The organism is Streptococcus australis (assembly GCF_040226615.1).
In the GTDB taxonomy this organism is placed as follows: domain Bacteria; phylum Bacillota; class Bacilli; order Lactobacillales; family Streptococcaceae; genus Streptococcus; species Streptococcus australis_E.
This window is the reverse complement of record NZ_JBCOAT010000001.1, coordinates 363,663-386,510: the sequence shown is the minus strand read 5'-3', so window position 1 is coordinate 386,510 and position 22,848 is coordinate 363,663. Positions and strand designations below refer to the sequence as shown.

The window sequence follows — 22,848 nt, the reverse complement described above, 5'->3', positions numbered from 1 at the left end:
AAAACAGGTCTCTTTTTTTGTAAAAAGAGGCCAAAAAGGAGGAGACTGTTTTGTCAAAAGAACAAAATAAAGACTTGTTTTACACACAGACCTCAGAAGAAGTCCTAAAGAACTTGGACTCATCCGTTGAAGGTTTGTCAACTGCCCAGGCTCAAGAACGCTTAGTGACTTATGGTCGCAATGAGTTGGAAGAGGGCGAAAAACGGAGCCTACTAGCTAAATTCCTTGATCAATTTAAGGATTTGATGATTATCATCTTGCTTGCGGCAGCGGCACTTTCTGTGATTACAGAAGGAATGGACGGTCTAACGGATGCCATTATCATCTTGGCCGTTGTTGTCTTGAATGCTGCCTTTGGGGTTTACCAAGAAGGGCAAGCAGAAGCAGCCATTGAAGCTCTGAAAAATATGTCTAGCCCGATGGCCCGTGTTCGTCGTGATGGTCATGTGATTGAGATTGACTCAAAAGAATTGGTACCTGGAGATATCGTCTTGCTTGAAGCGGGAGATGTCGTGCCTGCAGATATGCGTTTGTTTGAAGCAGCTTCTCTTAAAATAGAAGAAGCAGCACTTACAGGGGAGTCTGTCCCAGTTGAAAAAGATGTGACAGGACTTGTTGAAGCAGATGCTGGTATCGGGGATCGTGTTAACATGGGTTACCAAAACTCAAACGTAACTTACGGTCGTGGTATTGGTGTTGTGACTAACACTGGTATGTATACAGAAGTTGGTAAGATTGCAGATATGTTGGCTAATGCTGACGAGACAGAGACACCATTGAAGCAAAGCCTGGAACAATTATCTAAGGCCTTGACTTACTTAATCATTGTGATTGCAGTGATTACCTTCTTGGTTGGAGTCTTTGTTCGTGGTGAACATCCATTAGAAGGCTTGATGGTGGCGGTTGCCCTTGCAGTAGCGGCTATTCCAGAAGGGCTTCCTGCCATTGTAACTATCGTTCTATCTTTGGGAACTACAACCCTTGCAAAACGTAATTCGATTGTCCGCAAATTGCCAGCGGTTGAAACTCTTGGTTCAACAGAAATCATCGCATCTGATAAAACAGGTACCTTGACTATGAACCAAATGACGGTTGAAAAAGTTTATACCAATGGTCAATTGCAAAGTTCGGCATCTGAAATTGCTGCTAACAATAATACCCTCCGTATCATGAACTTTGCCAATGATACCAAGGTGGATCCATCTGGCAAATTGATCGGTGACCCTACTGAAACTGCTCTTGTACAGTTTGGTTTGGACCACAACTTTGATGTTCGTGAAGTCTTGAAGGATGAGCCACGTGTTGCTGAATTACCATTTGACTCAGACCGTAAGCTTATGTCGACTATCCATAAGGAAGCTGATGGTTCATACTTTATCGCTGTCAAGGGTGCGCCTGACCAATTGCTCAAGCGTGTGACACGTATTGAAGTAAATGGGGAAGTTCGCCCTATCACAGAAGAAGACAAGAAAGCTATCCTTGCAATCAACAAAGACTTGGCCAAACAAGCCCTTCGTGTCTTGATGATGGCTTATAAGACAAGCAAGGAAATCCCAACCTTGGAATCTGAAATTGTTGAGTCTGACCTCATCTTCTCTGGTTTGGTCGGCATGATTGACCCTGAGCGTCCAGAAGCTGCCGAAGCTGTACGTGTCGCTAAGGAAGCAGGTATCCGCCCAATCATGATCACAGGTGACCACCAAGATACAGCGGAAGCCATTGCCAAACGTCTTGGAATCATCGATCCAAATGATACAGAAGACCACGTCTTTACAGGAGCTGAGTTGAATGAACTCTCTGATGAAGAATTCCAAAAGGTCTTCAAGCAATACTCTGTTTACGCTCGTGTATCACCTGAGCACAAGGTTCGTATCGTGAAAGCATGGCAAAAAGAAGGTAAGGTTGTTGCTATGACAGGTGACGGGGTTAACGATGCGCCTTCACTTAAGACAGCTGACATCGGTATCGGTATGGGGATTACAGGTACAGAAGTTTCTAAGGGAGCTTCTGATATGGTCCTTGCTGATGATAACTTTGCAACCATTATCGTAGCGGTAGAAGAAGGACGTAAGGTCTTCTCCAATATCCAAAAATCTATCCAATACCTCTTGTCTGCCAATATGGCTGAAGTCTTCACCATCTTCTTTGCAACCCTCTTTGGTTGGGATGTGTTGCAACCAGTACATCTTCTCTGGATCAACTTGATAACCGACACGCTTCCAGCCATCGCTCTTGGTGTGGAACCAGCTGAGCCAGGTGTCATGACCCACAAACCTCGTGGCCGCAAATCTAATTTCTTTGACGGTGGGGTTTTCGGCGCTATCCTCTATCAAGGGATCTTCCAAACTATCTTGGTACTTGGTGTTTACGGTTGGGCTTTGATTTTTCCTGAACACTCTACCCGAGCAGAAATCCATGCAGATGCTTTGACCATGGCCTTTGCGACTCTTGGATTGATCCAATTACTCCATGCCTTTAACGTCAAGTCTGTTTACCAATCTATCTTTAAAGTGGGACTCTTCAAGAACAAGACCTTTAACTGGTCCATCCCAGTTGCCTTTATTCTCTTAATGGCGACGATTATGGTACCTGGATTCAATAAACTCTTCCACGTGTCTCATTTGAGCTTGACGCAATGGTTAGTTGTTGCTGTAGGTGCCCTTATGATTGTTGTTTTGGTTGAGATTGTCAAAGCCGTTCAACGTGCACTTGGTAAGGATAAAAACGCCATTTAAACGCGTATCAAAAGTCATCTTCGGATGGCTTTTTTGTGTGCAGAGATGTCTGGGCATATTTCTTGAGGCAAGACTGGATTTTTGATAAACTAGACAACAGTTTGAAGAAAGGAAACTTATATTATGAAAAAGTTTTTTGCTGAAGTAATCGGCACATATATGCTTGTCTTTATCGGGACTGGCGCAGTTGTTTTTGGAAATGGGACAGAAGGTCTTGGGCATTTAGGAATTGCCTTGGCATTTGGTTTGTCCATTGTTGCAGCTGCATACTCTATTGGGACTGTTTCTGGTGCTCACTTGAATCCTGCTGTTTCGATTGCTATGTTTGTCAACAAACGCTTGTCATCTAAAGACTTAGTCAACTACATTGTAGCGCAAGTAGTAGGAGCTTTCCTTGCGACTGCTTCTGTCTTCTTCCTTTTGTCTAATTCAGGGATGTCAACAGCTAGTCTTGGTGAAAATGCCTTGGCTAAAGGAGTAACTCCATTTGGCGGTTTCTTGTTTGAAGTGATTGCATCCTTTATCTTTATCTTGGTCATCATGACAGTGACATCAGCTTCTAAAGGAAACGGGAAGATTGCTGGTCTTGTCATCGGTTTGAGCTTGACCTTGATCATTCTTGTAGGTTTGAACATTACAGGTCTTTCTGTAAACCCAGCTCGTAGCTTGGCTCCTGCACTCTTTGTAGGTGGTGCAGCCCTCCAACAAATTTGGATCTTTATCCTTGCTCCAATCGTTGGTGGTGTCTTGGCAGCGCTTGTTGCAAAGAATCTCCTTGAAACTGAAGCTTAAGCTATTTTAACGAAAAAAAGATTTCGATTCCCTGTGGGGTCGAAATCTTTTTCTTTTTAGCAGTCAAGGATGGTTAAAGCCTGACGAAATTCGCTTGCTAACTGCTGTCTTTTGTATTGATGAAATTCAGGTAAGTCTTTCACAGCGTTGTAGCGTTTATGAAGACGATACATGTGAGGGATCTTGTACTGTGGATAGGCCTTGAAAAAGTCTTCTGTCAGTTGCCATTCTCGAATATAGCCAAGAGGCCGCATGTGATAATGGACGTTATCGATGGCTCTGGAAGGATGGCGATGATGCAAGTGTCCGAAGACGACATCAGCTACCTCGTGCTTTACAAAGAGATCGTGAAAAGCTTGACTACCTAAGAAGGCGTTGAATTTCTGAAAGTAGGGGTGACTAACGAGGAAGTCCTTGTGGGGGACAAAGTGAAGAGCGACGATGATTCTACCATCTAAAGAAGCGAGGACCTGATCCAATCGGAAGAGATCTTCTTGCGTGATGGTTGGATCATCTAAAGGACGTTCCAATCTTCGATCAAACCAGAAAGTATTCTTGGTACGCAGGTGGGCTTCCTTGCTCTTTTCAGGAACAAAGCTATAATCGTACCATCCAGCAAGAGATACTAAATGGCTGTCTCCAAAGGTCTGGACCTGAAAATCATACTGCTTGATTTCTTCTTCTGAAAGAGATAGCATATCGTGATTGCCCAGGTTAAAGGAGACAGGAAGCTGTCTTTGGAGGTCCTGAATGAAGGGAAGGCTTATCTGTTTAAAGTCATTAGAGATGTCTCCAGCTAGATGAAGATGATCAATCTGTTCTTCTTGTAGGACCTGCAGGAGTTGCATGCGTTCGGCCTCGCCAAACTGATTGGAATCCAGGTGCAGGTCACTCATAAAACCAATACGTGTCATATCACTAGTGTATCATAAGTTGATGAGAAAGAGAAAGGTAACCAACATGTAACAAATCTAACAATTATGTAACAAGGGAGGTGACAACGACCTGGTTTTATGCGATTTTTGTAGGGTAAACTATTCTTACTATCTCTTACTATGTGCAAATGACGGGGTTTGTGGTATAATAGACTGATACTTAGAAAGAGGTACTTATGGATATTTCAGAAATCCGTCAGAAAATTGACGCGAATCGTGAAAAATTAGCTTCTTTCAGGGGGTCTCTTTGACTTAGAGGGTCTGGAAGAAGAAATTGCCATTTTGGAAAACAAAATGACAGAACCTGATTTTTGGGATGATAATATTGCGGCGCAAAAGACATCCCAGGAATTAAATGAGTTGAAACAAACCTATGAGAATTTCCATCAAATGACAGACTTGTTTGATGAATCCGAAATCCTTCTTGAGTTTCTCTCAGAAGATGAATCCGTTCACGAAGAGCTAGAAGAGAAGTTGACAGAGTTGGATAAGATGATGACCAGTTATGAGATGACGCTTCTCTTATCAGAACCCTATGATAATAATAATGCAATCTTGGAAATCCATCCGGGATCTGGTGGTACTGAGGCTCAGGACTGGGGAGATATGCTTCTTCGGATGTATACCCGCTTCGGAAATGCTCATGGCTTCAAGGTGGAAGTCTTGGACTATCAGGCAGGAGACGAGGCTGGGATTAAATCTGTTACCTTGTCTTTTGAAGGACCGCATGCCTATGGCTTGTTGAAATCTGAAATGGGCGTTCACCGTTTGGTACGGATCTCGCCATTCGACTCAGCTAAACGTCGCCATACATCCTTCACATCAGTTGAAGTCATGCCAGAATTGGATGATACCATTGAAGTGGAAGTCCGAGATGATGATATCAAGATGGATACCTTCCGTTCGGGTGGAGCTGGTGGACAAAATGTCAACAAGGTTTCTACAGGTGTTCGTTTGACTCACATCCCAACAGGGATTGTAGTTGCTTCGACGGTTGACCGGACTCAGTACGGAAACCGTGACCGTGCAATGAAAATGTTGCAGGCGAAACTTTATCAATTGGAGCAAGAAAAGAAGGCAGCTGAAGTAGATTCCTTAAAAGGTGATAAAAAAGAAATCACCTGGGGAAGTCAGATTCGCTCCTACGTCTTTACACCATATACCATGGTGAAGGATCACCGTACAAGCTATGAAGTAGCCCAAGTTGATAAAGTAATGGACGGAGATATTGATGGCTTTATTGATGCCTATTTAAAATGGCGTCTCAATTAAAGTCCTCCTTCTATATAAAATGTGGAAAGGAATTTTCAATACATGTCAATGATTGAAATGAAAGATGTTGTCAAAAAGTATGACAACGGAACGACAGCTCTTCGAGGAGTGACCGTTCATATTGAACCAGGAGAATTTGCCTATATTGTAGGACCTTCTGGTGCAGGTAAATCAACCTTTATTCGCTTGCTTTACCGTGAGGTGAAGCATGATAAAGGTAGCTTGAAAGTTGCTGGTTTTGATTTAGATAAAATCAAAAAACGCGATATTCCGATGTTGCGTCGGAACGTTGGGGTAGTCTTCCAAGACTACAAATTGCTTCCTAAAAAGACCGTTTATGAAAATATTGCCTACGCAATGGAAGTAATCGGAGAGCGTCGTCGCAACATTAAAAAACGCGTTATGGAAGTTTTAGACCTTGTTGGTTTAAAACACAAGGTTCGTTCCTTCCCAAATGAGCTTTCAGGTGGTGAGCAACAACGGATCGCTATCGCGCGTGCCATCGTCAACAATCCTAAAGTATTGATTGCGGACGAACCAACAGGGAACTTGGACCCAGATAACTCTTGGGAAATTATGAACCTCTTAGAGCGAATTAATTTGCAAGGTACCACTGTTTTGATGGCGACTCATAATAGCCAAATTGTAAATACACTTCGTCACCGTGTTATCGCCATTGAAAATGGCCGTGTTGTACGGGATGAAGCGGAAGGAGAGTACGGATACGATGATTAGAAGATTTTTCCGCCATCTCATTGAATCATTTAAAAGTTTAAAACGGAATGGCTGGATGACCATTGCTGCGGTTAGTTCGGTGATGATTACACTTGGACTTGTAGCGATTTTTGCCTCAGTTATTGCGAATACGATCAAGCTATCAGATGATATTCAAAATAGTGTACGGATTGTTGTCTATATGCGTAAGGATATCCAAGATCAAAGCCAGCAGATCGAAAAAGAAGGCCAGATGGTTGATAATGAGGACTACAAAAAAGTCTACAATGCGTTGACAGCCATGAAGAATGTTGATAAAGTTGAGTTCTCCAGCAAGGAAGAACAATATGAAAACTTGATCAAGACTGCCGGTAACAACTGGAAAATTTTTGACGGAGATGCCAATCCACTCTATGACGCCTATTTTGTAGAGACAACGGCTCCTAAGTATGTGAAAGAAGTCTCTAAAGCCGCTAAGAAAATCGAAGGGGTATCTGAAGTAAAAGACGGGGGAGTTGATACTCAACGTCTCTTTGCTCTAGGGAACTTCATCCGTATTTGGGGCTTGATTGGTGCCGCTTTACTAATCTTTATCGCAGTCTTCTTGATTTCTAATACGATTCGGATTACCATTATTTCACGAAGTCGAGAAATCAAGATTATGCGTCTGGTAGGGGCTAAAAGTGGCTATATTCGTGCGCCATTCCTTCTGGAAGGTGCCTGGATTGGCTTGATTGGTGCAATTCCACCAGCTCTCTTGCTTTATTATGTCTATAATATTGTCTACAAGTCCATGTACAATACCCTACAAGATCAGAAATTGTTCTTATATAGTCCAAACCTTCTTGTTCCGATTATGGTCGGAGGACTGTTTGGTCTCGGTATTTTAATTGGAGCGATTGGCTCATCTATTTCAATGAGACGTTTCTTGAAGATTTAAGAATATAAAAAAAAGAGGCTGGGACAAAAATCCTAGCCTCTCAATTGTCTTTGGATTGTCGAGCAAGACGCAGTGGTTGAGTGGGCTCTACTACGCTGATTTCATCAGCTTTTACAGCCCTACTCAACTGTGCGGAGGTGGGACGACGAAATCGAATTCTAACGAATTACCGATTTCTGTCCCACTCTCTTTTTTAACGATTCCGAAAAAAGGGATTAAACATTTTTTCATGACCGATGGTGGTGTCATTCCCATGTCCTGGGTAAACTGTATAAGAGGATGGAAGAGTGAGCAATTGTGTCTCAATACTTTCAAGGAGTTGGGGACCGCTTCCTGTTGGCAAATCGGTCCGTCCAATGGTTTCTCGGAAAAGAGCATCTCCTGTCAAGACAAGGTGGTCATCAGGAAAGACCAAGGAGACCCCTCCGATGGAATGTCCTGGTGTGTGAAGAACATAAAAATGGAAGTTCTTCAAATGATAATCTGTTCGGTATTCAAAATGCTCTTCGGCTGGCTGGCAGACCACATCCGTTAAATCAGAATGGCGGTCTAAACCAGAAAGATTGTCCACAGGACTTTGAAGCCAGGCTGCTTCATGAGCATCTACATAAACAGGTGGATGGCCATAAGTTTCCCGCACCTTCTCTAAACTCATGATATGGTCGTAGTGGGTATGGGTGAGGAGAATAGCAGCAATTGGTTTTGCGAGTTGATCGATGCGGCTGCGAATTTGTTCCCAAGCACTCCCAGGATCAACGACGAGAAGATAGTCCTCGTTTTCAAGCAAGTAGGTGTTTTCATAAGCGATGGGATTGACAATGCGGTGGATTTTCATAAGAGCTCCTTTCTCTATTAGTCTATCAAAAATATTGTAAAATAGCTGACTAAAACGCCTCTAGAAACCGAAGAATCGTCGCTTGGCTGGATTTGGTCCTTTCAATGTCATAAAATACCAAGCAAAGCGAGTCGGAAAATGATATAATTTTAAGTGCTATGACGACGAATGTTAAAAGAAAATATGCTGTCGTGGACCTAGAAGCGACCAGTGCAAGCAGCAATGCAAAAATTATTCAAATCGGGATTGTCATCATTCAAGATGGGCAGATTGTAGAGACCTATGAGACTGATGTCAATCCGCATGAGGAACTAGACGAACATATTCGTCAACTGACTGGGATTACCAATCAGCAACTCAGGAAGGCCCCTGACTTTTCACAGGTGGCCAGACAAGTATACGAACTGATTGAAGATGCTGTCTTTGTGGCTCATAATGTCAAATTTGATGCCAATCTCTTGGCAGAATCATTGTTTTGGGAAGGCTTTGAGCTCATAACCCCCCGGATCGATACGGTTGAATTGGCCCAAGTCTTTTTCCCAACATTAGAAAGATACAATTTAAGTAGCCTGTGTGAAGAATTGGCGATTCCTCTAGACCATGCTCACTCAGCTATTTCTGATGCGCAAGCAACCGCCCAGCTATTTCTTAAGCTTCGTGAAACGATTGCTTCCTTACCAAGGGAATTGGTGGAAACCTTGCTATCATTTTCTGATAATCTGATTTACGAGTCGAGACTCTTGATAGAGGATGCATTCGAGGATGCGGGAGCTTTTCATAAAGAGGACTTGACATCTCACCATGGGATTTTTCTTCGTAAGCCTCTGATCAAAAGAGATGCCAAGAATTTTTCTGATCAGTTTGATATTAATATCCAGTTAATGGGCATGGAACCCCGTCCCTTGCAACAAGAGTTTGCCCAGTCAATTGAAGAAAGTCTTCAGTCTTCAAGAGAAGTAGCAACCTTTATCGAGGGACCTACTGGGATTGGAAAAACCTATGGCTACCTCCTTCCCTTACTAGCGCATACAAAGGACCAGATTGTTGTCAGTGTTCCAACCAAGGTCTTACAAGACCAAATCATGCAACAGGAAGCTAAGATGATTGAGGACGTTTTTCAGACTTCTTTTCATAGCCTAAAGAGTCCTCAAAATTATCTAAAACTGGATGAGTTCTTTCGAATCTTGCATGAACCAGAGGAAAATCGCCTCTGGAATCGGTTCAAAATGCAATTGCTAGTCTGGCTGACCCAAACAAGGACGGGTGATCTAAACGAAGTGGGACAGCTCCATCGTTACGGGAATTTTGTTCAACGAATCCGTCATGACGGAAAGCTATCAAAAAAATCTTTATTTTACACAGAAGATTTTTGGCATCTCGGTCAAGAAAAAGCCAAAATGAGTCGGGTCTTGCTCACCAATCATGCCTATTTATTGACTCGATTAGAAGATGATCCTTCTCTAGTAGAAAATCGGACTCTAGTGGTGGATGAAGCACAAAAACTTTATTTTTCATTGGAGCAGTTTTCAAGGGCTTCCTTATCATTATCAGATTTCATGCTAGATCTGCAACGGGAGATAGAAATAGAAAAATCCTTGCTGAAACGACGGATCCTTGAGAGTCTCCAATTTGAATTGAATGCTCTACTCAAACATCTTGAATCGGGTAGCAGAAAGGTCGAACTAACACCGGAACAGGTGAAAAAAATTCGCCAGGATTTATCTGAACTAGATAGTCCAGTCTTGGCTGCATTAAAAACGGTCTTTGATCCTCGTTTTCAAATTTTTTGGATTGATCGTACACAAGAGAATCAGCATCCGATAATTCGCTTGCAGTCTGGAAGAGAGGGCTTGGTTTCCCTTCAAGACTTTATTCCAACAACTACCAGACTTCTCTTGGTCTCAGCTACCTTATCCATTAGTAAAAAGGTCAATCTAGCCTCGATTTTAGGAATTGAGAATTACCAATTCATTGGGAAAGAACTGTCCTATCATCAAGGGCAAACCATCTTCATCGATCGAGAATTTCCTGATTTAACCAACCTGACTCAAGAGGAATTAGCTGGCTCTTTAGCAAGTTATTTGGATGATCTAGCAGCTACTGGCTTGCCTCTCTTTGCCTTGTTCACTTCCAAGGACTTGCTTTTAGCAACTTCTCAGCTGATGACAGTGGGTCATCTGGCTCAGTATAAGAATGGTGAAGCAGCAACTATTAAACGCCGATTTGATAGAGGGGAAGCTTCCGTCCTTTTAGGATCCGGTAGTTTTTGGGAAGGGGTCGATTTTGCCCAGCAAGCAAAAATCATTCAAGTCATTCCTCGCATTCCTTTTGATAATCCAAGTGATTTCTTCGTGCAAAAACTGCACGAAACCTTGCGTCTAGAAGGGAAAAATCCTTTCTATGATTATAGTTTGCCACTAGCTATCTTACGCTTGAAGCAGGCTCTTGGACGCTCGAGTCGTTCGAGCGAGCAAGAATCTCTGGTCATTTTATTAGATCAACGCTTATTAAATCGCCAATATGGCTCGCAGATTCAAGCCAGTTTAGAGAAAATAGCTCCTCTTGTCATTGTTAAGACAGGAGAAGTAAAAGAAGTTGTTGAACAATTTAGGAGTTAACATGAATCAAAAACCCAATGGAACTCAGTATGTTCCCGGTGTCTTGCTAGCCGCTCTCACAGCAGGACTATCTATGGTGTTAGGAAAAGCAGTACCTATCCTTGGCTCTAGTCTCTTTGCTATCCTATGTGGCATCCTTTTGAATGCTAGCCAACTCTTGCCTCAAAATAGTAGACCGGGTCTAGCCTATTCAGGGAAAAAACTCTTGCAATATTCCATTATCTTGATGGGCTTTACCATGTCTTTTCAAAAGGTGACTCAATTGGGCCTGTCTTCTTTGGTCATTAGTTTACCGACCATCAGTATTGCCTTTCTCTCTGCTTTTGTAATGGGCTACCTCTTAAAAGCTCCAAAGATCCTAACAGCCTTGGTTGGAATGGGGACAGCTATTTGTGGAGGTTCTGCAATCGCGGCAGCCTCTCCTGTTCTAGAAGCTGATGAAAATGACATCGCTCTGTCTATGTCGACCATCTTTTTCTTTAATATCCTAGCGGTTTTCCTCTTTCCTTTCTTTGGTCACCTCCTTGCTATGACGGATCGGCAATTTGGTTTTTGGGCAGGAACAGCTATTAATGATACCTCATCTGTTGTAGCGGCCGCATTTTCCTATAGTAAAGCAGCGGGTGAAGTGGCTACGGTTGTAAAGTTGACCCGAGCTTTGATGATTATTCCAATCTGTTTTGGGATGTTGGGACTAAAACTTCTAGGACGGTCGAAACAGGATCGAGAAGGGAAGCAAGTGAAATTGAGTAAAATTGTTCCTTGGTTTATTTTCTATTTCCTTTTGGCTTCTTTAGTGACGTCCTTTGGCTGGTTTCCAAGTTCTTGGATCCCCTTCTGTAAATGGTTGTCACAATATTTGATGGCCATGGCCTTGGTTGGCATTGGAAGTCAAGTGTCTATTCAGGCCTTCCGTAAGCAGGGGGTGGCTCCTCTCATCATCGGCCTTGTGGCCTGGCTAGCTGTATCCATTTCTAGTTTGCTACTTCAACACGTTTTAGGAATCTAAATGAAAGGGAGATGAAATGAAGAGACGTCAGTCTTTCAAACTTAGAGGAGATTTCTCCTTGATCACCACTGTTTTGTTATTATTGGCATTTGGAGTGGTGGCAGTCTACATTGCAGTTTCGAATGATTATCCTGACTTGGTTTGGTCTATTTTAGGCCAACAGGTTGCCTGGATTGTTTTAGGATGTATGATTAGTTTTGTCGTTATGCTCTTTAATACAGAATTTTTATGGAAAGTAACGCCCTATTTGTATGTCTTTGGCTTGGTCTTAATGGTCTTGCCCCTTTACTTTTACAACCCAAACCTGGTTGCTTCGACCGGTTCTAAAAACTGGGTGGCCTACAAGGGGATCAGCCTCTTTCAGCCATCAGAATTTATGAAAATTTCTTATATCTTGATGGTCTCTCGTGCGATTGTTCATTTTTTACGAAACAATAGGGAAGAAAATCGGACGCTAAAAAAAGACTTTTCTCTCATTCTCCAAATTGCTGCCTATACCATACCGGTCCTGGGGCTTCTAGCCTTTCAACATGATTTTGGAACCTCCTTGGTATTTATGGCTATCTTCTCAGGAGTAGTCCTTATTTCAGGGGTCTCTTGGAAAATCATTTTACCAGTCTTTTTGACCCTCGCAGGTGGAATTGCTCTCTTTTTGGCCGTCTTTCTATCCGACGGTGGGCGGGCCTTTCTCCATCAAACTCTGGGGATGCCCACCTATCAGATGAACCGCATTTTAGCCTGGTTGAATCCTTTTGATTATGCACAAACCATGACCTTCCAACAGGCTCAGGGACAGCTGGCCATTGCCAGCGGTGGTCTATTGGGGCAAGGTTTTAATGTATCTAATCTGTTGATCCCGGTCAGGGAGAGTGATATGATTTTTACGGTCATCGCGGAAGATTTTGGATTTGTAGGAGGACTGTGCCTCCTTCTCTTATACATGTTTCTAGTTTATAAGATGTTGCGCATTACCCTGAAATCTAATAATCAATTTTACACCTATATCTCAACTGGTTTCATCATGATGCTGGTCTTCCACATATTTGAGAATATTGGGGCTGTAACGGGGATCTTGCCTCTCACTGGAATTCCCTTGCCATTTATCTCACAAGGAGGATCCGCTATTGTGAGTAACCTTATTGGGATTGGTTTATTATTATCCATGAGCCATCAAAATAGGGTGAGTGAAGAACGGAAAAAAGAAAGTCGACTATTGAGACAGAAACAATTGAGTCGACTACACGAGAAAGGAATAATTTGATATGACAAAAGTAGCAGTGATGTTAGCAAATGGTTTCGAGGAAATCGAAGCCTTGACCGTTGTCGATGTTTTGCGAAGAGCAGCAATCGAGTGTTTGATGGTTGGATTTGATCCAGAAGTGACAGGTTCCCATGGGATCACAGTGAAGGTTGATGAGGTCTGGTCCGGTTCGTTGGATCATTTTGATGGCATTGTCCTTCCAGGAGGGATGCCGGGAGCAGCAAATCTACGCGACCATGAGGGCTTGATTCAGTCTTTAAAAGAAGCCCATGAACAAGGAAAAAGTCTAGCAGCTATTTGTGCAGCTCCGATTGTCTTGGATCGCGCTGGACTACTTGATGAAAAACGCTATACCTGCTATGATGGCTTTGAAAAAGAAATTGGAAGAGAGCATTATGTGAAAGAAGCAGTGGTCCAGGATGGTCACATTTTGACCAGTCGGGGTCCTGCAACAGCACTTGCTTTTTCCTATGCCCTGGTCAACCATTTTGGGGGAGATGCCACAGCGTTGAGAGAAGGGATGCTCTATCAAGATGTTTTTGGAACATCGGCCCCTTAGTTGTTGAGAAGAAAAATGAAGGTAGGAAAATTCCTGTCTTCATTTTTTTATCGTCTAGATTTCTTAAAATATAAATGCTTTTTGAATGAAAGTAAAATAGGTGGGAGATGACTGTAAAAAAACCGTGAAAACATTGACTTTACAAGCAATTTTTTGAAAAATATGGTATAATTGAAGCTATGGATTATCATGATTTTATATGGGATCTTGGTGGGACTTTATTGGACAATTATGAGACCTCTACAAAAGCTTTTGTAGCGACCTTACAGTATTTCCAAAGGGAGGCTGATCATGATTCTGTTTATGCAGCTTTAAAGGTTTCCACGGATTATGCTGTTCAGCAATTTGCCGCAGACCTTCCAGACTTTCTGGGAGAGTATAAACAGCGAGAGAAAGAAGCTCTTGAAATCCCCTGCTTATTCGAGGGGACTGAAGAGTTATTGCATCGTCTGACAGTGGTCGGAGCCCGTCATTTTTTGATTTCTCACCGTGACCATCATGTAGAGACCATCTTAGAAAAAACAGGGATTCGTCATTACTTTACAGAAGTTGTGACAGCTGATGATGGTTTTCCACGTAAACCAGATCCTACGTCCATGTTGTATCTAAAAGACAAGTATGCGATTGAGTCTGGCTTGGTAATTGGAGATCGCCCGATCGATATCGAAGCTGGTCAGAGAGCTGGTATGGCGACCTATTTGTTTGACTCAATGGATCAATTAAGTGCCTATATTTTTAATTAGAAAAGGGAAAGAATGACAGAAGAATTGAAGCAAGAAACGACTGGTCAAGAATATGATGCCAGTCAGATTCAGGTTTTAGAAGGTTTAGAAGCAGTTCGGATGCGTCCGGGGATGTATATCGGATCCACTTCTAAAGAAGGTCTTCACCATTTGGTCTGGGAAATCGTCGATAACTCAATCGATGAGGCCCTTGCAGGATTTGCTAGCCATATCGAAGTCTTTATCGAAGCGGACAATTCGATTACAGTCGTCGATGATGGACGGGGAATTCCGGTTGACATTCAAGAAAAAACGGGTCGTCCAGCGGTTGAGACTGTCTTTACCGTTCTCCATGCGGGAGGAAAATTTGGCGGTGGTGGTTACAAGGTGTCTGGTGGACTCCATGGAGTTGGATCATCCGTCGTAAATGCCTTGTCGACTCAGTTAGATGTTCACGTCCATAAGAATGGCCAAATTCATTACCAAGAATACAAACGCGGACAAGTCGTTGCAGATCTTGAAGTGATCGGTGAAACAGATCGAACTGGTACAACCGTTCATTTTACTCCAGACCCAGAGATTTTCACAGAAACCACTGAATTTGACTTTGACAAGTTGAATAAACGGATTCAAGAATTAGCCTTTTTGAACCGTGGTTTACGGATCTCGATCACGGACAAGCGTGAAGGGCAGGAGCAAACGAAAGATTACCACTATGAGGGTGGGATTGCTAGTTATGTAGAATACATCAACGAAAACAAGGATGTCATCTTTGAAACTCCGATTTATACCGATGGAGAATTGGATGATATCACGGTTGAAGTAGCCATGCAGTACACGACTGGTTATCACGAAACCGTCATGAGTTTTGCCAATAACATCCATACCCATGAAGGGGGAACTCATGAACAAGGTTTCCGTACAGCTTTGACCCGTGTTATCAACGACTATGCGCGTAAGAATAAACTTCTCAAAGACAATGAAGAAAATCTAACAGGGGAAGATGTCCGGGAAGGGTTGACGGCAGTGATTTCTGTCAAACACCCAAATCCACAGTTTGAAGGACAAACCAAGACCAAACTTGGAAACTCTGAAGTGGTGAAGATTACCAACCGCTTGTTCAGCGATGCCTTCTCTGATTTCTTGTTGGAAAATCCGCAGATTGCTAAGAAAATTGTCGAAAAGGGAATTTTGGCTGCCAAAGCGCGTGTTGCTGCTAAGCGCGCCCGTGAAGTCACCCGTAAGAAATCTGGTTTAGAAATCTCAAACCTTCCTGGTAAATTAGCAGACTGTTCATCTAACAATCCAGCTGAGACAGAACTCTTCATCGTCGAAGGAGACTCTGCCGGAGGATCTGCTAAATCAGGTAGAAACCGCGAGTTCCAGGCGATTCTCCCTATTCGGGGGAAAATCCTCAACGTGGAAAAAGCCAGCATGGATAAGATTTTAGCCAACGAAGAAATTCGTAGCATTTTCACAGCTATGGGAACTGGTTTTGGTGCAGAATTTGACGTATTGAAAGCCCGTTATCAAAAATTAGTCATCATGACAGATGCCGATGTCGATGGAGCTCATATTCGAACCCTCCTCTTAACCTTGATCTATCGCTATATGAAACCAGTTTTGGAGGCAGGCTATGTTTACATCGCCCAACCACCAATCTATGGTGTAAAAGTCGGTAGTGAAATCAAAGAATACATCCAACCAGGAGCCAACCAAGAAGCAGAATTGGCTGAAGCCTTGGAGCGCTATTCTGAAGGTCGTTCCAAACCAACGATTCAACGATACAAAGGTTTGGGTGAGATGGATGATCATCAGCTCTGGGAAACAACGATGAACCCAGAACATCGCCTCATGGCGCGTGTGACAGTTGATGATGCAGCAGAAGCAGATAAAATCTTTGATATGCTCATGGGGGATCGAGTAGAACCTCGTCGTGAATTTATCGAAGAAAATGCCGAATATAGTACACTTGATGTATAAAATTCTGCGATATTTGCCAATTATTCGAATATTTATGATATAATAACTACGATTACTTTCAAGTAATTTAATGAAGGAGTTTTTATATGTCTAGTGGACTAATTATTCTCATTATTGTCATTGGGGTCCTCTTGGTTTTAGGATATGTAGTGGCAGTCTTATTGAGAAAGCGTAACGAAGCCTTACTGGCATCTCTGGAAGAACGAAAAGAACAGTTGTATAACCTTCCGGTAAATGATGAAGTAGAAGAAGTGAAGAATATGCATTTGATTGGTCAAAGTCAAGTTGCATTTCGTGAATGGAATCAAAAATGGGTGGACCTATCCCTCAATTCTTTTGCTGATATCGAGAACAACCTCTTTGAAGCAGAAGGCTACAACAATTCTTTCCGCTTTTTAAAAGCCAAGCAAGCAATTGGAAATATTGAGAGTCAGGTTCAATTGATTGATGAAGATATCAAGGCCATCCGTCAAGCTTTATCTGAATTAAAAGAAAAAGAAGAAAAGAATAGCGGTCGGGTTGTTCATGCCTTGGATATGTTTGAAAACTTGCAAAGACAAGTAGCTTCTGATCCAGACGCATACGGCCCAGCACTTCCCGAAATCGAGAAGCAAGCTGAAAATATTCAAGTTGAGTTTTCAAAATTTGTAACCTTGAATTCATCAGGTGACCCTGTTGAAGCTGCTGAAATTCTTGACACAGCAGAAAACCATATTGTAGCCTTGACTCACATTGTTGAAAAAGTTCCTGCAATTGTGAAGGATGTCCAAACAACTCTTCCTGATCAATTGGAAGATTTAGAAGCTGGTCATCGTAAACTTTTGGAATCTGGTTATCATTTTACAGAGACTGATTTGGAAGCACGTTTCCAACAATTGCATGCAGCTTTGAAAGCCAACCTGCAAAATGTTGCTGCTCTTGAATTAGATAATGCGCTCTATGAAAATGAGCAGATTCAAGAAGAAATCAACGCCTTGTATGATATTTTCACTCGTGAAATTGAATCACACAAAGTTGTTGAAAAATTGGTCAAAGCCTTACCAGGTTACCTTGCCCATGCGAAGGAAAATAACAAGCGTTTAGCAGAAGAAGTTGAACGTCTCAGCAAAACATTTGAAAGCAAAGAACTTAAGGAAAATCATTTGAAGGAGTTAGAAGCTGAATTAACAGCTCAAGAGCTCGTTGTAGAAGATGCCTTGAAGGATACATCTGAAACTCAAAAAGCCTACTCTATCCTTCAAGAAGAGTTAGAAGCGATTGAAGAACGTCTGAAAGAGATTGAAGATGATCAAATTGCTTTGAGCGAAACCTTGTCTAAGATTGAGAAAGACGACACAAATGCTCGTCAAAAGGTAAATATCTACGCCAACCGTTTACATGCCATTAAGCGTTACATGGATAAGCGTAACTTACCTGGAATCCCTCAATCCTTCCTTACTATCTTCTTCACTGCAAGTGATAACACAGAAGCTCTCTTGGCTGAGTTAGAAGGTCGTCGTGTCAATATTGAAAACGCCAACCGTCTCCTGGATATTTTGACCAACGATATGACAGAGTTAGAGGAAGAAACTTACAAATTAGTACAATATGCTACTCTAACAGAGCAGTTGCTTCAATACTCAAATCGCTATCGTTCATTCGACGATCATGTCCAAGCAGCGTTTGATGAAGCCTTGTACATCTTTGAAAAAGAGTATGACTATCCTGCTTCATTCAAAGTCATTTCAGAAGCATTGGAAACAGTTGAACCAGGAGTAACAGAGAGATTTGTTACCTCATTTGAAAAAACAAGAGAATCCATCCGATTCTAATCTAAAACATCCAGGAGAATATTCCTGGATGTTTTTTTATGGAAATGAAGCTGTGATGGGAAAGGGAAGGATAGAAAAAGGAGATGAGTCCATGAAAGTTTTAATTGCTCCAGATTCATTCAAAGAAAGCTTACCTGCGAAAGATGTAGCGGAAATTATTGCAGAAGGCTTGCGTCAGTCTCTCCTCCATGTAGAACCGGTCACCTGTCCTGTTGGAGATGGTGGGGAAGGGACAGTGGATGCCATCAGCTACTCATTGGGATTGAAGGAAACTTTTACCCTTGTCACAGGTCCATTTGGAGAGCCGGTAGAAATGCGGTATATGGAGAAGGATTCTTTGGCTCTCTTTGAAGTAGCCGACTTGATCGGTTTAGGAAAAATTCCAGTTGATCAACGCCGTCCACTTGACCTAGAGACCCGAGGAATTGGTGAACTGATTTGTTTTTTAATCAAACAGGGGAAAAAGGAGATTTATATCGGGGTTGGAGGAACCGCGACCAATGATGGGGGCCTGGGACTTGCAGCAGGTCTAGGTTACCAATTCTATGATAGAGTAGGAAGAGAATTAAAGGCCTGTGGACAAAGTCTTTTAGAATGGGATTCCATCCGTAAAGAGGAAGCGTTCAAGATCCCAGACAATGTCCAGATACAGATCTTAGCAGATGTTTCCAATCCCTTATGTGGACTAAATGGTGCGACCTATATTTTTGGAAAACAAAAGGGGCTCAGTCCCAATATGTTTGAGCAAGTGGATCAAGCTATTTACAGCTTTTACGAAAAGCACTGTCCAAGTATTTTGACTCAAGCAGGGATGGGAGCTGGTGGAGGTCTTGCTGCGGGTCTTTGTGCCTTCGCGCAAGCGAGGCTGGTATCAGGGATTGATAGCTGTTTAGATTTGATCGACTTTGACTCCAAAGTAGCCAATGCAGACATGGTCATTGTCGGTGAAGGACGACTGGACCATCAGAGTCTATCCGGGAAAGCTCCGATAGGGGTTGCGAGACGAACCCCAAAGGGAATCCCTGTCATAGCTATTTGTGGAAGTCTTGCAGATGATTTACCAAGTCTCCCATTTGAAAATATAGTCGGAGCTTTTTCCATAACGAAACACCCTGATAGTTTAGACCAACTTCTGAAGAACGCAAGGGAAAATCTTCTCTTTACAGCTAGAAATATTGGAAATCTATTAAGCATAGAAAAAAGCGGTTAAACCGCTTTTTTCTATGTAATCTTTTGCTATTGATATAAATGCCTAGGGGACAGTCATGATCAACCAAACCATTTCTTCCAAAGAGAAGGTTTGCTCGGTTTCTTTTCTTCCTCCCAGAGATCCGAAAAAGCAGTTCGGAGGTCCTTGTCAGTAGTGGTCACTGGTGCATCTGTATGAATCACGAGCCCAAAAGGAGAGGAGTCGTGTTCCTCCGAAACAATTGTAGCCTGGCAACCAAATTCTTTTGCTTGTTTTAGATAGCTCAACTGGACGCTAGAATCAACATTTGGAGAGATCTTTACAAAGAGAGGGTTAGCTTGTTCATTCAAGCTTTTCAGCACCTTCAAAAAGCCCTTCTGAAGCTGAGGACTATTGCTTGTTTTTAAATCGGCATATCCTAGAACGCGCTCTTCAAATGTACCTAGAAAGCGACGCTGTTCATCAGGATTTAATTTTAGGCCACCGTTAGCCTTTTCCATAATTTCTTTAGATAGATCAGTCATAAGAATAGTATATCATACTTTAGGTTGAAAATGCCAAACGAATAAAGGCTGTTCCAAACAAAAAGAAAGCGATTTCTTGATAAAGTTAAGGAAAATCTGCACAAAGATAACGTTTTTTCTTGAAAAACGCGTATTTTTAAGGTATCATAGAGGTGTAAAAAATTTAAACTCAAAGGAGAGTAAGAAATGTCAATTATTACTGATGTTTACGCTCGCGAAGTCCTAGACTCACGCGGTAACCCAACACTTGAAGTAGAAGTTTATACTGAATCAGGTGCTTTCGGACGTGGTATGGTTCCATCTGGAGCTTCTACTGGTGAACACGAAGCAGTTGAACTTCGCGACGGTGACAAATCTCGTTACGGTGGTCTTGGAACTCAAAAAGCTGTTGACAATGTAAACAACATCATTGCTGAAGCAATCATCGGTTACGATGTTCGTGATCAACAAGCTATTGACCGTGCAATGATCGCTCTTGACGGTACTCCTAACAAAGGTAAATTGGGTGCGAACGCAATCCTTGGTGTGTCTATCGCTGTAGCTCGTGCTGCTGCTGACTACCTTGAAATCCCACTTTACAGCTACCTTGGTGGATTCAACACTAAAGTTCTTCCAACTCCAATGATGAACATCATCAACGGTGGTTCTCACTCAGATGCTCCAATCGCTTTCCAAGAGTTTATGATCTTGCCAGTTGGTGCACCTACATTTAAAGAAGCTCTTCGTTACGGTGCTGAAATCTTCCACGCTCTTAAGAAAATCCTTAAATCACGTGGTTTGGAAACTGCCGTAGGTGACGAAGGTGGATTCGCTCCTCGTTTCGAAGGAACTGAAGATGGTGTTGAAACTATCCTTGCTGCGATCGAAGCTGCTGGATATGTACCAGGTAAAGACGTATTCATCGGGTTTGACTGTGCATCATCAGAATTCTACGATAAAGAACGTAAAGTCTACGACTACACTAAATTCGAAGGTGAAGGCGCTGCTGTACGTACTGCTGCAGAACAAATCGACTACCTTGAAGAATTGGTTAACAAATACCCAATCATCACTATCGAAGATGGTATGGATGAAAATGACTGGGACGGATGGAAAGCTCTTACTGAACGTCTTGGTGGAAAAGTTCAATTGGTTGGTGACGACTTCTTCGTAACAAACACTTCATACCTTGAAAAGGGTATCGCAGAAGGAGCAGCTAACTCAATCCTTATCAAAGTTAACCAAATCGGTACTCTTACTGAAACATTCGATGCTATCGAAATGGCTAAAGAAGCTGGTTACACTGCCGTTGTATCACACCGTTCAGGTGAAACTGAAGATTCAACAATCGCTGACATCGCAGTTGCAACAAACGCAGGACAAATCAAGACTGGTTCACTTTCACGTACAGACCGTATCGCTAAATACAATCAATTGCTTCGTATCGAAGATCAACTTGGTGAAGTAGCTGAATACCGTGGATTGAAATCATTCTACAACTTGAAAAAATAAGCTAGTTTACTAGACTAAAAAGATCCTTGAGTTTTCTCAAGGATTTTTTTTGCTATCGAGCTAAACAAAAAATCCTCAACCAAGTAGTTGAGAATTTTAGGGATTAGAATAAGCCTTTGATTTTATCAACAGCACCGCTCACTAGATCGTTTCCAGCAACAAGAGCTTTTGCTTGTTCTAAGTAGTCACCAAGGTTATCCTTGTTGTCATCGATAAATTTTTTAGCAGCATCGAAATCTTTCTTTTCGATCATTTCTTTGACTTGGTTAAATAAATCCATTGGGTTCATGAGTTTTCTCCTATAAACTATTTATTAATATCACTATTTAATCACTTTTTAACCAAACTAGCAAGCGTTTTGATTGTTAGTTGAAGAGGACACAAACCGCCTCTGGTACGTGGAAATCATGGCTTAATTCAGTCAATCTACCACTCGTTTTATCGCGTTTAAAAACAGTGGCATTGTCTGAATCTTGATGAACTGCAATGAGATATTCTTGGTCCGGACTAAGAATGAAATCACGTGGATTGAGTCCATTGGTTGGAACGATTTCCAGAAGCACTAAGCTACCATCTGCCAAGATTTCATAAACTGCAATGGAGTTATGGGCACGATTTGAGGCATAGAGGAATTTCCCATCCTCTGAGAGGCGAATAGCAGCGGCCCATTTTTGACCTTCATACTCTTTAGGTAGGGTTGAGATGGTTTGGAAATGTTCAAAGTAGCCAAGTCCGTCATAGAAAAGGACATCGATGGTAGCGTTTAATTCGTTAATGAGGTAGGCGGTCTTGTAATGAGAGTGGAAAATGATATGACGTGGACCAGCACCTGGAGCTGTTTGATAGGTTTGAGTCTTCGTTAGTTTACCAAGATCATCGACTTGATAGACCACTACTTGATCGGTACCCAAATCACAAGTGATGAGTAGCTTATCGGGAGTGAGATCTGCATAATGTACATGGGGACTCGCTTGGTTTTCGTGAGGTCCAGAACCCTGATGAGTCGCTTGGTCGACAAAGGTTAAATGACCATCTTCATGGATGCGATATGAGAGGACTTGTCCCTTGTGGTAGTTAGCTCCATAGACCAAGCCACGCGCCTCATCAACAGAGACATAACAGAGGGGCGCCCCTTCCTCGACCACATGATTGATTAACTGGTGATCAGGACTAAAGCTTGCAATGCCGCCAAGACCTTGCTCCGCACCCACACTGTATAAGAAACCAGCTTTTGAAAAAGCGAGATAGGTTGGGTTTGGCTCTTGAGCAACTAGTTCTAAGTCGCTAAGTTGACCAGTTCTTTCATCGAAGGAAGCCTTATAAATTCCTTTAGAGTCTCGTTTGGTATAGGTTCCGAAATAAATATCTTGCATCACATGCACCTCGACTTTGTTGATAGCTCCATTATATCAGAAAAGAAGGGGATGGAAAACGATTAGGTGAAGGATTGACAAGCTA

General features: G+C 42.3%; 19 protein-coding genes. 14 read left to right on the top strand and 5 right to left on the bottom strand.

The genetic code is table 11. The features are described 5' to 3' along the window. The first annotated feature begins 50 nt into the window (after window positions 1-50). Window positions 51-2,735: a cation-translocating P-type ATPase gene (locus ABT997_RS01860; protein WP_129821900.1), complete on the top strand. Its 2,685-nt coding sequence runs from the start codon at window positions 51-53 to the stop codon at window positions 2,733-2,735. A gap of 123 nt (window positions 2,736-2,858) precedes the next feature. Further along, entirely contained in the window at window positions 2,859-3,527 is a 669-nt protein-coding gene (locus tag ABT997_RS01855) for an MIP/aquaporin family protein (RefSeq protein WP_129821901.1), read from the top strand. Window positions 3,528-3,583: 56 nt separating this feature from the next. Here ABT997_RS01855 and ABT997_RS01850 read toward each other — a convergent pair whose 3' ends face one another. Next, window positions 3,584-4,441, bottom strand: a complete 858-nt coding sequence (locus ABT997_RS01850) for a metallophosphoesterase (RefSeq protein WP_129821902.1) — start codon at window positions 4,439-4,441, stop codon at window positions 3,584-3,586. Between the two features lie 197 nt (window positions 4,442-4,638). Here ABT997_RS01850 and prfB point away from each other — a divergent pair. The 3 genes from prfB to ftsX all read left to right on the top strand — a co-directional run bounded on the left by prfB (window position 4,639) and on the right by ftsX (window position 7,388). Continuing rightward, a protein-coding gene (gene prfB, locus ABT997_RS01845) for a peptide chain release factor 2 (protein WP_129821903.1) occupies window positions 4,639-5,734 on the top strand; the annotation gives its coding sequence in 2 pieces (ribosomal slippage) (window positions 4,639-4,710 and window positions 4,712-5,734; 1,095 coding nt in all). 42 nt (window positions 5,735-5,776) lie between these two features. Continuing rightward, complete coding sequence (gene ftsE / locus ABT997_RS01840) at window positions 5,777-6,469, top strand: cell division ATP-binding protein FtsE (protein WP_006595938.1); 693 nt, start codon at window positions 5,777-5,779, stop codon at window positions 6,467-6,469. After that, on the top strand, window positions 6,462-7,388 hold the full coding sequence (ftsX, locus tag ABT997_RS01835) for a permease-like cell division protein FtsX (RefSeq protein WP_006595939.1): 927 nt from the start codon (window positions 6,462-6,464) through the stop codon (window positions 7,386-7,388). Before ftsE ends, ftsX begins: the two co-directional genes overlap by 8 nt. A 193-nt stretch (window positions 7,389-7,581) precedes the next feature. Here the strand turns inward: ftsX and ABT997_RS01830 are convergent, their stop codons facing one another. Continuing rightward, window positions 7,582-8,223 (bottom strand): MBL fold metallo-hydrolase, encoded by a 642-nt coding sequence (locus ABT997_RS01830; RefSeq protein WP_350018597.1) that lies wholly within the window; start codon window positions 8,221-8,223, stop codon window positions 7,582-7,584. Between the two features lie 158 nt (window positions 8,224-8,381). Between ABT997_RS01830 and ABT997_RS01825 the strand changes: the two genes are divergently transcribed. The 8 genes from ABT997_RS01825 to ABT997_RS01790 all read left to right on the top strand — a co-directional run bounded on the left by ABT997_RS01825 (window position 8,382) and on the right by ABT997_RS01790 (window position 19,396). Continuing rightward, window positions 8,382-10,841: a bifunctional DnaQ family exonuclease/ATP-dependent helicase gene (locus ABT997_RS01825; protein WP_350018596.1), complete on the top strand. Its 2,460-nt coding sequence runs from the start codon at window positions 8,382-8,384 to the stop codon at window positions 10,839-10,841. A 1-nt stretch (window position 10,842) separates the two neighbouring features. Continuing rightward, complete coding sequence (locus ABT997_RS01820; RefSeq protein ID WP_350018595.1) at window positions 10,843-11,850, top strand: YeiH family protein; 1,008 nt, start codon at window positions 10,843-10,845, stop codon at window positions 11,848-11,850. Between the two features lie 16 nt (window positions 11,851-11,866). Beyond that, window positions 11,867-13,111 carry an FtsW/RodA/SpoVE family cell cycle protein gene (locus ABT997_RS01815; RefSeq protein WP_061564172.1) on the top strand — a complete coding sequence of 415 codons (1,245 nt, stop codon included), beginning with the start codon at window positions 11,867-11,869 and terminating at the stop codon, window positions 13,109-13,111. A 1-nt stretch (window position 13,112) separates the two neighbouring features. Further along, a complete protein-coding gene (locus ABT997_RS01810; protein WP_006595944.1) occupies window positions 13,113-13,670 on the top strand; it encodes a DJ-1 family glyoxalase III in 558 nt (185 codons plus the stop codon). 179 nt (window positions 13,671-13,849) lie between these two features. After that, complete coding sequence (locus ABT997_RS01805; RefSeq protein ID WP_129821908.1) at window positions 13,850-14,413, top strand: HAD-IA family hydrolase; 564 nt, start codon at window positions 13,850-13,852, stop codon at window positions 14,411-14,413. Window positions 14,414-14,425: 12 nt separating this feature from the next. Then, window positions 14,426-16,375 (top strand): DNA topoisomerase (ATP-hydrolyzing) subunit B, encoded by a 1,950-nt coding sequence (gene gyrB / locus ABT997_RS01800; protein ID WP_350018594.1) that lies wholly within the window; start codon window positions 14,426-14,428, stop codon window positions 16,373-16,375. 86 nt (window positions 16,376-16,461) lie between these two features. Then, on the top strand, window positions 16,462-18,186 hold the full coding sequence (ezrA, locus tag ABT997_RS01795) for a septation ring formation regulator EzrA (RefSeq protein WP_006595947.1): 1,725 nt from the start codon (window positions 16,462-16,464) through the stop codon (window positions 18,184-18,186). Between the two features lie 91 nt (window positions 18,187-18,277). Further along, window positions 18,278-19,396: a glycerate kinase gene (locus ABT997_RS01790; RefSeq protein ID WP_350018593.1), complete on the top strand. Its 1,119-nt coding sequence runs from the start codon at window positions 18,278-18,280 to the stop codon at window positions 19,394-19,396. Window positions 19,397-19,455: 59 nt separating this feature from the next. Here the strand turns inward: ABT997_RS01790 and ABT997_RS01785 are convergent, their stop codons facing one another. Beyond that, entirely contained in the window at window positions 19,456-19,899 is a 444-nt protein-coding gene (locus tag ABT997_RS01785) for a DUF1694 domain-containing protein (protein ID WP_154853371.1), read from the bottom strand. Between the two features lie 186 nt (window positions 19,900-20,085). On the opposite strand from ABT997_RS01785, the gene eno reads away from it, so the two are divergent. Further along, window positions 20,086-21,390 (top strand): surface-displayed alpha-enolase, encoded by a 1,305-nt coding sequence (gene eno / locus ABT997_RS01780; protein ID WP_048691017.1) that lies wholly within the window; start codon window positions 20,086-20,088, stop codon window positions 21,388-21,390. 103 nt (window positions 21,391-21,493) lie between these two features. On the opposite strand, the gene ABT997_RS01775 is transcribed toward eno, so the two are convergent. After that, a complete protein-coding gene (locus ABT997_RS01775; protein ID WP_023023803.1) occupies window positions 21,494-21,679 on the bottom strand; it encodes a hypothetical protein in 186 nt (61 codons plus the stop codon). A gap of 76 nt (window positions 21,680-21,755) precedes the next feature. Then, complete coding sequence (locus tag ABT997_RS01770; protein ID WP_042361161.1) at window positions 21,756-22,766, bottom strand: lactonase family protein; 1,011 nt, start codon at window positions 22,764-22,766, stop codon at window positions 21,756-21,758. Between the last annotated feature and the right edge of the window lie 82 nt (window positions 22,767-22,848).

Bases quoted from the DNA above. Each gene is read 5' to 3' on its own strand.
- ABT997_RS01855 (WP_129821901.1), top strand. From the start codon at position 2,859: ATGAAAAAGTTTTTTGCTGAAGTAATCGGCACATATATGCTTGTCTTT.
- ABT997_RS01850 (WP_129821902.1), bottom strand. From the start codon at position 4,441: ATGACACGTATTGGTTTTATGAGTGACCTGCACCTGGATTCCAATCAG.
- ftsE (WP_006595938.1), top strand. From the start codon at position 5,777: ATGTCAATGATTGAAATGAAAGATGTTGTCAAAAAGTATGACAACGGA.
- ftsX (WP_006595939.1), top strand. From the start codon at position 6,462: ATGATTAGAAGATTTTTCCGCCATCTCATTGAATCATTTAAAAGTTTA.
- ABT997_RS01830 (WP_350018597.1), bottom strand. From the start codon at position 8,223: ATGAAAATCCACCGCATTGTCAATCCCATCGCTTATGAAAACACCTAC.
- ABT997_RS01825 (WP_350018596.1), top strand. From the start codon at position 8,382: ATGACGACGAATGTTAAAAGAAAATATGCTGTCGTGGACCTAGAAGCG.
- ABT997_RS01820 (WP_350018595.1), top strand. From the start codon at position 10,843: ATGAATCAAAAACCCAATGGAACTCAGTATGTTCCCGGTGTCTTGCTA.
- ABT997_RS01815 (WP_061564172.1), top strand. From the start codon at position 11,867: ATGAAGAGACGTCAGTCTTTCAAACTTAGAGGAGATTTCTCCTTGATC.
- ABT997_RS01810 (WP_006595944.1), top strand. From the start codon at position 13,113: ATGACAAAAGTAGCAGTGATGTTAGCAAATGGTTTCGAGGAAATCGAA.
- ABT997_RS01805 (WP_129821908.1), top strand. From the start codon at position 13,850: ATGGATTATCATGATTTTATATGGGATCTTGGTGGGACTTTATTGGAC.
- gyrB (WP_350018594.1), top strand. From the start codon at position 14,426: ATGACAGAAGAATTGAAGCAAGAAACGACTGGTCAAGAATATGATGCC.
- ezrA (WP_006595947.1), top strand. From the start codon at position 16,462: ATGTCTAGTGGACTAATTATTCTCATTATTGTCATTGGGGTCCTCTTG.
- ABT997_RS01790 (WP_350018593.1), top strand. From the start codon at position 18,278: ATGAAAGTTTTAATTGCTCCAGATTCATTCAAAGAAAGCTTACCTGCG.
- ABT997_RS01785 (WP_154853371.1), bottom strand. From the start codon at position 19,899: ATGACTGATCTATCTAAAGAAATTATGGAAAAGGCTAACGGTGGCCTA.
- eno (WP_048691017.1), top strand. From the start codon at position 20,086: ATGTCAATTATTACTGATGTTTACGCTCGCGAAGTCCTAGACTCACGC.
- ABT997_RS01775 (WP_023023803.1), bottom strand. From the start codon at position 21,679: ATGAACCCAATGGATTTATTTAACCAAGTCAAAGAAATGATCGAAAAG.